The organism is Cupriavidus respiraculi, from assembly GCF_914271545.1.
In the GTDB taxonomy this organism is placed as follows: domain Bacteria; phylum Pseudomonadota; class Gammaproteobacteria; order Burkholderiales; family Burkholderiaceae; genus Cupriavidus; species Cupriavidus respiraculi.
In genome coordinates, this window is sequence record NZ_CAJZAH010000002.1 from 1,519,944 (window position 1) to 1,533,166 (window position 13,223).

16 protein-coding genes are annotated in these 13,223 nt (G+C 68.8%); 4 read left to right on the plus strand and 12 right to left on the minus strand.

All coding sequences use genetic code 11. The annotated features are described in order from the left end of the window. Positions 1-19: 19 nt before the first annotated feature. Genes slmA through argB form a run of 3 tightly spaced genes read right to left on the minus strand, consistent with a single transcriptional unit; the run spans position 20 to position 2,615 of the window. Positions 20-685, minus strand: coding sequence for a nucleoid occlusion factor SlmA (gene slmA / locus LDO27_RS14755; protein ID WP_222202700.1), 666 nt, complete (start codon positions 683-685; stop codon positions 20-22). Continuing rightward, complete coding sequence (locus LDO27_RS14760) at positions 682-1,653, minus strand: pyrimidine 5'-nucleotidase (RefSeq protein ID WP_377747200.1); 972 nt, start codon at positions 1,651-1,653, stop codon at positions 682-684. Before LDO27_RS14760 ends, slmA begins: the two co-directional genes overlap by 4 nt. Positions 1,654-1,697: 44 nt before the next feature. Continuing rightward, on the minus strand, positions 1,698-2,615 hold the full coding sequence (gene argB, locus LDO27_RS14765; RefSeq protein ID WP_222202703.1) for an acetylglutamate kinase: 918 nt from the start codon (positions 2,613-2,615) through the stop codon (positions 1,698-1,700). A 262-nt stretch (positions 2,616-2,877) separates the two neighbouring features. Here argB and LDO27_RS14770 point away from each other — a divergent pair, with 262 nt between their 5' ends. Beyond that, a complete protein-coding gene (locus LDO27_RS14770) occupies positions 2,878-3,099 on the plus strand; it encodes a cysteine-rich CWC family protein (RefSeq protein WP_224042425.1) in 222 nt (73 codons plus the stop codon). A 72-nt stretch (positions 3,100-3,171) separates the two neighbouring features. Then, the gene (locus LDO27_RS14775; RefSeq protein WP_224042426.1) at positions 3,172-4,107 is read left to right on the plus strand and encodes a LysR family transcriptional regulator; all 936 of its coding nucleotides are present in this window, start codon (positions 3,172-3,174) and stop codon (positions 4,105-4,107) included. Here LDO27_RS14775 and LDO27_RS14780 read toward each other — a convergent pair. Further along, on the minus strand, positions 4,071-4,298 hold the full coding sequence (locus LDO27_RS14780; protein ID WP_222202709.1) for a hypothetical protein: 228 nt from the start codon (positions 4,296-4,298) through the stop codon (positions 4,071-4,073). The two genes, LDO27_RS14775 and LDO27_RS14780, sit on opposite strands and share 37 nt — an antisense overlap. Before the next feature lie 47 nt (positions 4,299-4,345). Beyond that, entirely contained in the window at positions 4,346-4,846 is a 501-nt protein-coding gene (locus tag LDO27_RS14785; RefSeq protein WP_222202711.1) for a copper chaperone PCu(A)C, read from the minus strand. 292 nt (positions 4,847-5,138) lie between these two features. On the opposite strand from LDO27_RS14785, the gene LDO27_RS14790 reads away from it, so the two are divergent. Both LDO27_RS14790 and LDO27_RS14795 read left to right on the plus strand, forming a co-directional pair. Continuing rightward, complete coding sequence (locus LDO27_RS14790; RefSeq protein ID WP_222203274.1) at positions 5,139-6,446, plus strand: sensor histidine kinase; 1,308 nt, start codon at positions 5,139-5,141, stop codon at positions 6,444-6,446. 14 nt (positions 6,447-6,460) lie between these two features. Further along, entirely contained in the window at positions 6,461-7,069 is a 609-nt protein-coding gene (locus LDO27_RS14795; RefSeq protein WP_224042569.1) for a response regulator transcription factor, read from the plus strand. A gap of 18 nt (positions 7,070-7,087) precedes the next feature. Here the strand turns inward: LDO27_RS14795 and LDO27_RS14800 are convergent, their stop codons facing one another. From LDO27_RS14800 to LDO27_RS14830, 7 genes are all read right to left on the minus strand, one after another. After that, positions 7,088-7,342 (minus strand): hypothetical protein, encoded by a 255-nt coding sequence (locus LDO27_RS14800; RefSeq protein ID WP_222202712.1) that lies wholly within the window; start codon positions 7,340-7,342, stop codon positions 7,088-7,090. A 298-nt stretch (positions 7,343-7,640) separates the two neighbouring features. Beyond that, the gene (locus tag LDO27_RS14805; protein ID WP_222202715.1) at positions 7,641-7,844 is read right to left on the minus strand and encodes a CsbD family protein; all 204 of its coding nucleotides are present in this window, start codon (positions 7,842-7,844) and stop codon (positions 7,641-7,643) included. A gap of 132 nt (positions 7,845-7,976) precedes the next feature. Next, a complete protein-coding gene (locus LDO27_RS14810) occupies positions 7,977-8,561 on the minus strand; it encodes a hypothetical protein (RefSeq protein WP_222202718.1) in 585 nt (194 codons plus the stop codon). Between the two features lie 263 nt (positions 8,562-8,824). After that, positions 8,825-10,156, minus strand: a complete 1,332-nt coding sequence (gene hslU, locus LDO27_RS14815) for an ATP-dependent protease ATPase subunit HslU (protein ID WP_222202720.1) — start codon at positions 10,154-10,156, stop codon at positions 8,825-8,827. A gap of 89 nt (positions 10,157-10,245) precedes the next feature. Next, the gene (gene hslV, locus LDO27_RS14820; protein ID WP_222202722.1) at positions 10,246-10,782 is read right to left on the minus strand and encodes an ATP-dependent protease subunit HslV; all 537 of its coding nucleotides are present in this window, start codon (positions 10,780-10,782) and stop codon (positions 10,246-10,248) included. 223 nt (positions 10,783-11,005) lie between these two features. Next, positions 11,006-11,995 (minus strand): tripartite tricarboxylate transporter substrate-binding protein, encoded by a 990-nt coding sequence (locus LDO27_RS14825; RefSeq protein WP_222202724.1) that lies wholly within the window; start codon positions 11,993-11,995, stop codon positions 11,006-11,008. A 295-nt stretch (positions 11,996-12,290) separates the two neighbouring features. Then, complete coding sequence (locus LDO27_RS14830) at positions 12,291-13,190, minus strand: alpha/beta fold hydrolase (RefSeq protein WP_224042427.1); 900 nt, start codon at positions 13,188-13,190, stop codon at positions 12,291-12,293. Positions 13,191-13,223: the final 33 nt, after the last annotated feature.

Here is a 13,223-nt window from a genome sequence, read left to right on the forward strand (position 1 = left end):
TGGCGGCCCGTCGTCCGCGCTACCCCAGCAATACCCGCAGCTGCGCATCGATCTGCTCGCCGGGCAGCTTGCGAAAGCCGCTCTTGACGAAGCGATGCCAGTGGCCCTGGACCGCGGCGACGATCAGCGCGGCCCGCATGCCCACCTCGGCCTCCGCGGCGAACGCGCCCTGCGTGACCGCCACCTTCAGGCACTGCCGGATCGAGGCTTCGAGCCGGTCCACCATCTGGTTGATGCGCTCCTGCAGGCGTTCGTGCTCGCCCACCAGCGCCTCGCCGGTCAGCACGCGCGTCATGCCGGGATTCTTCTCGGCGAACGACAGCAGCATCCGCACGATGGCGTGGACCTGGCGCAGGCCGTGGTCCTCCTGCGCGGTGATCTGGTTCACCAGCCCGAACACCGTCTGCTCGCTGAACACGATCAGGCCCTCGTACATCTGCGCCTTGCTGGCGAAATGCCGGTACAGCGCGGCCTCGGAGACGCCAAGGCGCGCGGCCAGCGCGGCGGTCGTGATCTTTTCCCAGCGCGGGTGTTCCAGCATCGCGGCCAGCGTCTGCAGGATCTGCTCGCGCCGCTCGCCGGGACGCGGCCGCTTGCGCCCGGCCTGCGGGCCTTCCGCGGGCGCGCCGCCCTCGCCCGCGTCCGCGATGGCAGCCCCCGGCTGGCTAACGTTGCTTTGCGTCATGACCCGATTCCCCGCATTCGTCGTAGCAGTTGATGCGTGGATTGTACTTTTACGCTCACATAGCCGGGACGATGGACGGGCCTGAGCCGGGTGGAGGGACCCTGGGCGGTTTCGGCCGGAGCGGCGGGGGAGGACTGCGCCTCCGCGGCAACCAGCGTGACCGCGGTTTCCTGGATCGCGGGCGCGGCATGCTGCGCGCTCTCGGCCGCGAGCGTCTCGCGGACCGCGGCATCGGTGGCCGCGCCGGCGACGCCGGCCTCCGCCGTCGCCAGCGCCTGCGGGCGCGACGGGGCGAAGCTGCGCAGATAGCCGGTGACCCACGCGGTGCGGATGCCCAGGCCCGCATAGCGCTGCAGATGCGAGACCGTGTCCTCCACCAGCACCGCGCGCGACGGCGCGACGTCCAGTTCGGCCAGCAGCCGGCGCAGCATGCGGCGGTCGGGCTTGGGACGCAGATGCCCGTGCACCCACATCTGCTCGATCGCGATCACGCGCTCGAAATGGCGATCGATGCCGGCGATGCGCAGCACCGCCCGCGCATAGGCCTCGGGCGCATTCGTCAGCAGGATCTTGCGGCCAGGCAAACCCGCCAGCAGCGGCGCCAGCCCGCGCCGCACGCGCACCATGTCGGCCAGTTCGGGAAAGTCGTGCGCCTCGTGCAGGAACTCGGCCGGGTCCACGCCGTGGTGGCGGATCATGCCGAGCAGCGTGGCGCCATAGCGCTTCCAGTAGTCGGTGCGCACGCGGCTGGCGGTCTCGAGATCGCTGCCCAGCACGCGCGCGACATAGGCGGTCATGCGGCGGTTGATCGCCGGAAAGATCGCGTGCGAGGCGTCGTGCAGGGTGTTGTCGAGATCGAACAGCCAGACGGTCTGGCCGGTGCGGTTGCCCACGGGAGCGCGCAGCAGGCGGCGCGAGGGACGAAGGCGCGGGCGCGCCGAAGCGGTGGAACTGGGGGAGGCGGCCACGAGGAAGTCGGTGAGCGGCGCGCCGGGCGCGCCGCTGGGCCCGCTCAGTGCGAGCGGATCATCGTGCCGAAGGCCTGTTCGGTCAGGATTTCGAGCAGCAGCGAGTGTTCGATGCGGCCGTCGACGATATGGACCGAATTGACGCCGCTCTTGGCCGCGTCCAGCGCCGACGAGATCTTGGGCAGCATGCCGCCCGAGATGGTGCCGTCCGCGAACAGCTCCTCGATCTCGCGGGCCGACAGGTCCGTCAGCAGATTGCCCTTCTTGTCCATCACGCCCGGGATATTGGTCATCATGACCAGCTTCTCGGCCTTCAGAATCTCGGCCATCTTGCCGGCCACCACATCGGCGTTGATGTTGTACGCCTGGCCATCGTCGGAGAAGCCGATCGGCGAGATCACCGGGATAAAGGCGTCGTCCTGCAGCGCCTTGACCACGGCCGGGTTGATCGCCTCGATATCGCCCACGTAGCCGATATCGATGAAGGCGCCCGGATTCTCGCGGTCCGGCATCTTCAGCCGCTTGGCGCGGATCAGCCCGCCGTCCTTGCCGGTCAGGCCCACGGCCTGGCCGCCGTACTGGTTGATCAGCATCACGATGTCCTGCTGGACTTCGCCGCCGAGCACCCACTCGACCACTTCCATGGTCTCCTCGTCGGTCACGCGCATGCCCTGGATAAAGGTGCCGACCTTGCCGACCTTCTTCAGCGCCTCGTCGATCTGCGGGCCGCCGCCATGCACCACCACCGGGTTCATGCCGACCAGCTTCAGCAGGATCACGTCGCGGGCGAAGCCGTGCTTGAGCTTCTCCTCGGTCATCGCGTTGCCGCCGTACTTGACCACGATGGTCTTGCCGTGGAACTTGCGGATATAGGGCAGCGCCTCGGCCAGGATCTCGGCTTTCAGAGCGGGGGCGATGGCGGCCACCGTGGTAGCGGCGGGCCCGGAGGTATCGGAGTTCATGGCAATCCGTGAGGTTCGACAGGTATCATGGCAACGCGCCCCGGCACCGGCGGACAGCGGCAGGATGGCTGTTCCGGCCAAGGCAGGCGCCGATTTTACAAGAAACCGCGACCCGCGCTAGCGCAACGCCACCGGCGCGCCGCGCGCCGCCGCGACAAGCCGGGTACGGGCCACGGCGCCGTTCGATTCTCGCAACAGTGCGCCCGTCATCGGCCGCCTTTCGCCATCCGTGCCATCCGCGCCATCCGCCGCCGCAGCCGTCATGACCCAGCCAGTCCGACCACCCGCCGCCGTACTGACCGGCCAGCTCCGGCCCGTCGAGCGCTGTTCCCGCTGCGGCACGCGCTTCGTGTGCGGGCACGCCGCCGGCCTGCCCACCTGCTGGTGCGCCTCGCAGCCGTTGCTGCCCGCACGCCTGATCGTGGCGGGCGCGCATTGCCTGTGTCCCGCATGCCTGGAGCACCGGCGCCAGGAGCGCGGCTGAACGACCGCGCTTGCGCGCGCGGATCGCGAAATGAATTTCCCATTCTGACGTCGGCCGTTTAACATTCGTCCGATGAATGATCTACGCGGTATCGACCTGAACCTGCTGGTGGTGCTCGAGGCGCTGCTGGCCGAACGACATATCTCGCGGGCGGCGCTGCGCCTGCATCTGAGCCAGCCGGCGGTCAGCCACGCGCTCGCCCGCCTGCGCCAGTTGCTGGACGACCCGCTGCTGGTGCGCGGCCAGGGCGGCCTGGTACTGACCGAGCGCGCCCACGAACTCGCCGCGCCGCTGGCCGAGGCGCTGGCCCAAGTGCGCATCCTGCTCGGGCCGTCGGGCTTCCAGCCCGCCACGGCCCGGCGCAGCTTCCGGCTGGCGATGTCCGACTACGGCACGATGGTGATGCTGCCCCGGCTGCTGCGCGCGGTCCGCAAGGCGGCGCCCGGCATCGAACTGGTGGTGACGCAGGCCAGCCGCGAGGCGATGGTGGCGCAGGTGGCGGACGGCGAAGTGGACCTCGCCATGGGCGTGTTCGGGCAACTGCCCGACAGCGTGCGCGGCGAGACCCTGTTCGAGGATGGGTATGCGTGCGTGGTGGACGCCGCCACGGTGCGCGACACCGGCCGCCTGGACCAGGTCGCCTATCTGGCCCGCTCCCATGTGCTCGTGTCCGCTGACCGGGAGCGCGTCGATCCCATCGACGCCGTGGTCGCCAGGCAGGGCGGCCGCCGCAAGATCGCCTGCGCGCTGCCCCACTACAGCGTCGCGCCGACGCTCATCGCGGGCACCAACCTGGTCCTGACGACCGCGCGCCGCAGCCTCGCGGCGTTGGCCGAAGACCCGCGCTTTGCCATCTTCGCGCCGCCGTTCGCGGTGCCCGATTTCGCCTTCGGCGCGATCTGGCAGCAGCGGGTGGAGGCCGACCCGGGACACACGTGGCTGCGCGCGCGGGTTGCCGCCGTGGCGGCCGGTCAGGAACCCGACGAGTCGATCAGCTTGCGCAGCTGACGCCGGGCCGCGGCGCGTTGGGCCGCGCTGTCCTTGCGATGCGCACCAGCCTTGCGCGCCTTGGCCAGCGTTGCCAGCGGATTGCGCGGCTTGGCCGCGGGAATGGTGATCGAGATGGTGTTGCGCGACGGGTTGTCCCGGTTCGCGCGAAAGACCTGCTTCTGGCGGGTTCCCTGCGTCTTGTTGGCCATGGCGCCTCCGCTATCGTCGATGGGACGGCGCCGGCCACGGCGCCGCCTCAGTGCTTGTGATGCCCGCCGCCGGCCGTGCCGGGGCCCATCGCGGTCAGATCGCGCACTTCCGCCTTGACCACCTGCTCCGTGCGCTTGCCGCCTTGCTCGATGGTCAGCGTTACCGGCACCACCTCGCCGGCCTTCAGCGGCGCCTTCAGGCCGCTGAGCATCACGTGGTAGCCGCCCGGCTTCAGTTCCACGTCCTTCATCGCGGGCAGCTCGATGCCGTCGACCGCCCGCATCCGCATCACGTTGTTCTCCATCTTCATCTCATGCAGTTCGGCCGTCGCCGCCGCGGGCGTCGCCACGCCGACCAGGCGGGCCGCCGCGTGGGCATGCAGCGTCATGAAGACGCCGGAGGCGGTCTGCGCCGGCACCGTGCCGCGCGCCCAGGCATTGCTGACGGTGACCTGCGCCAGTGCCAGCGGCGAGAACAAGGCTGCGGACACCGCGAGGCACGCGGCTGCGCAAGCGGCCGGCATGGCGGCGCGAATCCTGACTGTCATTTCTAAGTCCCTCTGTCGGAAAGCAATCATTAGACCATGAGGTCACGCGGGGGCGCATGGCGGTGCGGCGCCGGGGGAAGGCGCAGTCTGGCAGCGGCGTGCGGCCGGACCAATGCGTCACGGTGTCGCATCGGCGATGCGGGCGCGGCGTCGCCGGTGACCCATTGCTACACTGCCGCCCATGGAATCCGCCCTTACCCTGTCCGCCCTGCGGTCCCGACTGGCCGCGCGCCTGCGCGCGCGCGCCGCGGCCGCCCCGGCCGGCGCACCCGCCGTCCCCCCGCATGCCGGGATGCCAGCGGGCCACGGGCGCGTGAGCCTGCGCCGGCTGTTCTGGCTGCGCTGGGCGCTCCTGGGCGGCCAGGCCGTGCTCCTGGCCGCGTGCGAGGCGGTATTCGGCGTGGTGCTGCCCTTCCCCCCGCTGCTGACGGTGTTCCTGCTGCAGGCGCTGTTCAATGTGCTGACCGGGCTGCGGCTGCGCCAGCATGCGGCGCGCGGCTCGTCGCCGGGCGACGGAGAGCTGATGGGCCAGCTGATCGTCGATCTCACCGCGCTGTCCGCGATCCTGTTCTTCACCGGCGGGGCCACCAATCCCTTCGTCTCGTTCTATCTGCCGGCGCTGGCGATCGCGGCGGCCATCCTGCCGTGGCGCCTGGTTGCCGCGCTCGCGCTGTACGCGCTGGCCTGCTATTCGCTGATGCTGTTCGAGTACGTCCCGCTGAACCTGAGCAAGCCCGAGAACGCGGTGAACTATCACCTCGCCGGCATGTGGCTGAACTTCGTTGCCAGCGCCATCATGATCGCGGTGTTCGTCACGCGGCTGTCCGGCGTGCTGCGCCAGCGCGAGGCGGAACTCGGCGAGGCGCGCGAGCGGCTGCTGCGCGAGGCGCGCGTGGACGCGCTGAACGCGCAGGCCGCGGCGGTGGCGCACGAGATCGGCACGCCGCTGGCCACGCTCGCGGTGCTGGCCGGCGAACTGCGGGCCGACGCCGCCGATGGCTCGCGCGACGGCACGCCCGTGCGCGCCTATCTGGCGGATCTGCAGACGATGGAGCAGCAGGTCGCGCTGTGCAAGTCCATCCTCGCGCGGCTGCGCGACGACAGCGGCGGGACCGGACCGCGGCCGCTGGGCGAGTGGCTGGGCGCGTTCGCCGACAACTGGCAGCTGCGCCATCCCGCCAGCGGCCTGACGGCGGCGGTCGCGCCGCCCGCGCGCGCGCTGCCCGTCGATACGGTGCGCCTGGGGCAGATGCTCACCATCCTGCTGGACAACGCCGCGCGCAGCCAGCAGGCGGCGCAGCGCGGCGCCGAGGCGCTGGAGCTGACGGTGGCCGTGGAGCCGGGCGAGACACGGCAGCTGCTGTTTCGCGTCGCCGACCGCGGCACGGGCATTGCGCCGGCGCTGCGTGCGGCGCTCGGGCAGGCGCCGGTCGCGAGCACGCATGGCGGCCAGGGCATCGGCGCCTATCTCGCACAGAGCGCGGCTCAGCAAAGCGGCGGGCGGCTCGCCTGGCACGACCGCCCGGGCGGCGGCACCGTCGCCGAACTGCGGCTGCCGGCAGCGCCGGCTGCGAATGCGTTTTCCACGAGCCCGCCGTGAACCTTCACCGAACCATGACCGAGACCCAGACCTCTTCGCGCAACGACGCGCCCGCGGGCACGCCCTTCCTGGTGATCGACGACGACCCCGTCTTCGCGGGCGCGCTGGCGCGTGCGCTCGCACGGCGCGGCTATGTCGTGCAGACCGCGGCCAATGGCAGGCAAGCCATGGCGCTGGCCGCGCAGACCGACTTTGCCTTCATCACGCTGGACCTGCATCTGAGCGCGCCGGCCGAAGGCGGCGGCACGGCGCCGGCGGAATCCGGCCTGCATCTGGTGGCCCCGCTGCGGGCGGCGCTGCCGCAGGCGCGGATCCTGGTGCTCACGGGTTACGCCAGCATCGCGACCGCGGTGGCCGCGGTCAAGCAGGGGGCGGACGAGTACCTGGCCAAGCCGGCCAACGTGGATTCGATCCTGTCGGCGCTCACGTCGGGGGTATCGGAGGGGGTGGCGCAAGCGGCGATGGAAGAGCCGATGCCGCTGTCGGTGGCGCGGCTGGAGTGGGAGCACATCCAGCGGGTGCTGTCCGAACACGGCGGCAACATCTCCGCGACGGCGCGCGCGCTGAACATGCATCGGCGCACGCTGCAGCGCAAGCTCGGCAAGCGGCCGGTGGCGCGCTAGGCGCCGATGGCGCGGCGCTTACAGGCGCAGCTGCACGTAATCCCAGCCCATCTCGTCTTCATTGCCGCGCTGTACCGACACGCGCATCGCGTCCGCGGCATGGCGGTCCGCCCGCGTGCGGAATTCGGCGGGCTCGACGGCCAGCACGATATTGCGCGCGGCGTCCGGCACGGCCTGCACGGCCGGCGCGGCATCCGGTCTTGCGCAAAGGAAGGCGGTTGCCGCGGCCAGGCCGCCGAGCAAACCGATCGATGTCAGTGCGATGTGTTTCATGTTTGGACCTCCCGGTCAGCCCCGCGCATCACGGGCCTACAGCTTGTTGGACGAATACGGTGGCTCCCGCATCGGCTTGAGGCAACCACGGCGTCCGGGGGCATGACAGTCGGCCGGGGCGAATGGCGCAAGGCGGGATCTATCGCGGAAAAAGCATCATGCTGTGATATCAATCCTTTTCGATACATCCGCCGAGGACCAATTCGTAATGACTGCGGCCCCGAACCCCGGGTTCAGGGCCGCAAGGTTGGCATCGGCGTGGCAAGCGCGCCAGCGCGCTTACCATCGCTTACGAGGCTTACCAGCGGGTGTCACGCTCCCAGGTGTTCATTTCTTCTTCCACCTGTTCCTTGGTATAGCCATAGCGCTCCTGGATACGGCCCGCGAGCTGGTCGCGCTTGCCGGCGATCTGCGTCAGATCGTCATCGGTCAGCTGACCCCACTTTTCCTTGACCTTGCCCTTGGCCTGGTCCCACTTGCCTTCGATTTGATCCCAGTTCATGGTCGACTCCTTGGGTTGTGGTGATGGACTATGGGACCGGTCCCCGCGCTCGCGGGGACCGGCCCTCTGTGTCCGCTGCCCATACCAGGCAGCGGACACAGAGCTCAGGGCGCGCGCGGCGCCCCTGGCCGCTTACTTGCCGTACTTCGTCTTCACGTTGGCTTCGCACTTGTCCTTGGCATCGCCCGACATGGCATCGCACTTTTCCTTGTCGGCCTTGTAGGCGGCGTCCTTGGTGTCCTTGGTCACGTCGGCACGCTTTTCGGCGACATCGGTCGACGTGCCGGTGGCGGCGGACTTGCTCACTTTGGATTCGCCGACGGCCTTCTCGTGGGCGGCCTTGGCTTCCTTGGTGCAGACGTCCTTGTCGTTGCCCTTCTTGTCGTCGCACATTTCCTTGGCGACGTCGTAGTCACGGTCGGCCTTGGTCTTCATGGCCTTGGCCTGAGCCTTGTCGGTGCCGTCGCGCTTGGCTTCGGCGTTGGCCTTGGCGACATCGCGGTCGCGCTTGGCTTCGGCCTGGCACACGTCCTTGGCGTTGTCCTTCAGGGCATCGCACTTGGTGCGGGCGTTCTTGTAGTCCGCATCTGCCTGCTTGACCGCGGCATCGTAGTCGGCGCGCGAGCCGGCGGCGTTGCTGGTCTGGGCCAGCGCATAGCCGGCCGGGGCGGCAACCATCATCGAACAAACTGCTGCAGACAGCCATTTCTTCATCATGTCGTGCTCCTTTCAGGTCGATCTTATCGGGGGCTCGAATCGGCTCGCCGGGTGGCTTGCCGCTGTCGCCACGTTGTATGGAAAGGTTATGCGTGCACGGGAATGGCAAGCAGGCGCTGGGCTCCGAAACGGGAGTAAGACAATTCCCACATGCAGCGAACGCCGCAGCGCAGAAGCGTTTGCGGCCGGCGCGCGGCCAGCAAAGAAAAAAGGGCACACGAAACCGTGTGCCCTTTTCCTCGCAGCCGGCGCGGCCGGCGCGCTTACAGGACGTAGCGCGAAAGATCCTCGTTGCCCGACAGGTCGCCCAGCCGTTCCTCGACATAGGCCGCGTCGATGGTGACCGTCTCGCCGGAGGACTTGGTGGCATGGAACGACAGGTCTTCCAGCAGCCGCTCCATCACGGTGTAAAGGCGACGCGCACCGATGTTCTCGACCTTCTCGTTGACCGAGAAGGCGATCTCGGCAAGTCGGCGGATGCCGTCCGGGGCGAACTCGAGCTGCACTTCCTCGGTCGCGAGCAGGGCCTGGTACTGCTTGGTCAGGCTCGCATCCGTCTGCGTCAGGATGGCTTCGAAATCCGACACCGACAGCGATTCCAGCTCGACGCGGATCGGGAAGCGGCCCTGCAGCTCCGGAATCAGGTCGCTGGGCTTGCTCAGGTGGAACGCGCCCGAGGCGATGAACAGGATATGGTCGGTCCGGATCATGCCGTACTTGGTGTTGACCGTGGTGCCCTCGACCAGCGGCAGCAGGTCTCGCTGCACGCCCTGGCGCGACACCTCGCCGCCGCCCACATCGCTGCGGCTGGCAATCTTGTCGATCTCGTCCAGGAACACGATGCCGTTCTGTTCGACGTTGGCGACGGCCTTGTGCTTCAGGTCCTCGTCATTGATGAGCTTGGCGGCTTCCTCGTCGACCAGCAGCTTGAAGGCTTCCTTGACCTTCATCTTGCGGCGCAGCTTCTTGCCCTGGCCCAGACCCGCGAACATGCCGCGGATCTGCTCGGTCATGTCCTCCATGCCCGGGGGACCCATGATGTCCAGGCTCGGCGCGTTGGCCGCCACTTCCAGCTCGATCTCCTTGTCGTCCAGCTCGTGCTCGCGCAGCTTCTTGCGGAAGACCTGGCGGGTATTGGAGTCCTTCTCCTCCGGCTGGGCGAAGCCGATATCGCGCGGCGGCGGCAGCAGCACGTCGAGCAGCCGGTCTTCCGCGGCGTCCTCGGCCCGGGCGCGCACCTTCTTGGTCTCGGATTCGCGCGTCTGCTTGATGGCCATCTCGGCCAGGTCGCGGATGATCGTGTCGACATCGCGGCCCACATAGCCGACCTCGGTGAACTTGGTCGCCTCGATCTTGATGAAGGGTGCGTCGGCCAGCTTGGCCAGGCGCCGCGCGATCTCGGTCTTGCCCACGCCGGTGGGCCCGATCATCAGGATGTTCTTGGGGGTGATTTCCTGGCGCAGCGGGTCGGCGACCTGCTGGCGGCGCCAGCGGTTGCGCAGCGCCACGGCCACGGCTTTCTTGGCCTTGTTCTGGCCGATGATGTGCTTGTCGAGTTCGGAAACGATTTCCGACGGTGTCATGGTGTGCGACATGGTATCCGTTCAGTCATGAAGGACCGGCGAGGCGGCCCGGCCCTGGCAACCGCGCCCGCCGTGCGCGACGGCGGCGCGGCGACGCGCGCTCACTCGAGCGTCTCGATCACGAAGTTGGTATTGGTGTAGATGCAGAGTTCGCCGGCGATGCCCAGCGCCTTCTCGACGACGTCCCGCGGCGGCAGTTCGGTGTTTTCCACCAGCGCCTTGGCGGCCGACTGGGCGTAGGCGCCGCCCGAGCCGATCGCGGCGATGCCGCCCTCGGGATCGAGCACGTCGCCGTTGCCGGTGATGACCAGCGTGGTGTCGCGGTCGGCGGTGATCAGCATGGCCTCGAGCCGGCGCAGCGCGCGGTCCGAACGCCAGTCCTTGGCGAGATCGACCGCGGCGCGGGTGAGGTTGCCCTGGTACTTCTCGAGCTTGGCTTCGAAGCGGTCCAGCAGGGAGAAGGCGTCGGCAGTGCTGCCGGCAAACCCGACCAGCACCTTGCCGTTGTAGATGCGGCGCACCTTGCGGGCGGTGCCCTTCATGACGATATTGCCGAGAGTGACCTGCCCATCACCGCCAAGGGCGACCTGGTTGCCGCGCCGGACGCTGACGATCGTTGTGCCGTGATACTGTTCCATGGTGACTCGCGTGTATGGTTCAGGAGGCTACTTGGCGACAGCCCCGGCCGAATTCAAGAGCCAGGCGGCGGGTCGAATCCCACCAATATAGGACGGCAGCGGCGCTTGGGCGAGCCGCGGACGGCGGCGCACCGCGCGCCGCCATGAAAAAAAGGCCACGCCTCGCGGCGTGGCCTTTTGCGTGCAGCGGACCGCCCCGGGGGGCGCCCCGCGGCGATGGCGATCAGTCGGCGTAGACGCCCGCCTTCTTGATCACCGGCGTCCATTTGTTGATCTCGCTGGCGAGGAACGTCTTCAGCGAGTCCGGCGTGGCGCGCTGGGCCGGGACGGCCTCGGCGCCCAGCTCCGCCATCTTGGCGCGGAAGGTCGGATCGGTGACCGACTTCTGCAGCGCCGCCGACAGCTTGTCGATCACGGCCTTGGGCGTGCCCTTGGGCGCGTACATCGCGTGCCAGATCTTCACCTCCATGCCCGGCAGGCCCTGTTCGGCGGCCGTCGGGATGTCCTTGAACGCTTCCACGCGGCGCGACTGCATGGCCGCGTAGGGCTTGAGCGAGCCGGCCTTGAGCTGGCCGGCGATATTGGTGGTCTGGTCGCACATCAGGTTGACCTGGCCGCCGAGGATGTCGGTCAGCGCGGGCGCCGTGCCCTTGTACGGCACCGTGGTCAGCTCGGTCTGGATGGCGGACATGAAGAGCAGGCCGCACAGGTGGGAGGCCGAACCGATGCCGGCGTTGGCCAGCGACAGCTTGCTGGCGTTGGCCTTGATGTACGGCAGCAGGTCCTTGAAGTTGTTCGGCGGCAGCGACTTGTTGCCGACCAGCACCATCGGCACATCGGCGATCTCGCCGACGAATTCGAAGTCCTTCAGCGGATCGAAGCCGAGGTTGCGGTACAGCGCGGGCGCGGTGGACATGCCGATATGATGGATCAGCACGGTATGGCCGTTGGGGCTGGCCTGGGAAACCTTCTTGGCGCCGATGGTGCCGCCGGCACCGCCCAGGTTCTCGATCACGATGGTGGTGCCCAGATGCTTGGACATGATCTGCACCAGGTCCCGGGACACCTTGTCGGTCGGGCCGCCCGCCGCGAACGGCACCACGGCGGAGACCGGCTTGCTGCCGGGATATTCGTCGGCGGCGTGGGCGCCGGCATGCAGGCCCATGGTGGCGACGGCCGCTGCGGCCGCGATCATACGTACAACTTGTTTCATCACTCTCTCCTGATTTCCCTGCCTGTTCCCGTCCAAGGGGTGCCCGGCCACTGGAGAACATCCGTGGCGGACATTCCTCCATCCCGCCATAACGACCCAGCCGTCCTATCCGTTCACCGGGGTTTTCCCGTGCCGGCGAACGTCGCCGCGTGTCCGGCTCTGACCGGTGGCGGCGGCCATGACGGCCCCGGCATTCGTCGACTTCCGAGGTCGCGGGCCGGAGCGCCATGCTATCAGCGGGTATTTGGCGCAAATATCAGGAATAACCCGTGCAAATTGCGATAAGGCGCCGCGATCAGCGAAAGAATTCGAGCATCTCCTGGCGTAGGACGTCGGGCGCCTCCTCGGGGATGTAGTGGCCGCACGGAACGGCCCGGCCCGACACCTCGGCGGCCACCTCCTGCCAGAGCGCCAGCGGCTCGAAGCAGCGCGCCACCACGCCGTGCTCGCCCCACAGCACCCGCAGCGGACAGGTCAGGCGGCGCCCTGCCTCGCGGTCGGCGCGATCGTGTTCCAGGTCGATGGTGGCCGCGGCCCGATAGTCCTCGCACATGGCGTGCACGTGGGCGGGATCGCGCATCGCCGCGGCGTAGGCGGCCATGGCGTCCGGGGCGAAGGGCGCGAGGCCCGCATGCCGCAGGCCCATCAGCTTGCTCAGGTAGAAGTCCGGCTCGGCATTGATCAGCGTCTCCGGGAACGGCGCCGGCTGGATCAGGAAGAACCAGTGCCAGTAGGCCGTGGCGAAGTCCATGCTGGTGCGTTCGTACATCGCGAGCGTCGGCGCGATATCGAGCAGCATGGCCCGCGTGACGCTGCCCGGATGATCGATGCACAGCCGGTGCGCGACGCGCGCGCCGCGGTCGTGGGCGCACAGCGCGAAGCGCTCGTAGCCCAGCTGCGCCATCACCGCGACCTGGTCCTGCGCCATCGCGCGCTTGCTGTAGCGCTCATGCCGCGCGTCGCCCGGCGGCGCCGCGCTGCTGCCGTAGCCGCGCAGGTCGGTGGCGATCACGGTGAAGCGGTCGGCCAGCGCGGGCGCGACCTTGTGCCAGATCAGGTGGCTCTGCGGATGGCCGTGCAGCAGCAGCAGCGGCGGCCCCGATCCGCCCCTGACGCCGGCGATCTCGATATCGCCCGCGCGCAGGCGGAAGGGCTCGAAGTTGGGAAACAGCAAGGCGCTGGCATCGTTCTGCATCGATCGTCTCCGTCTGTGCGTTGGCGCTGAGGC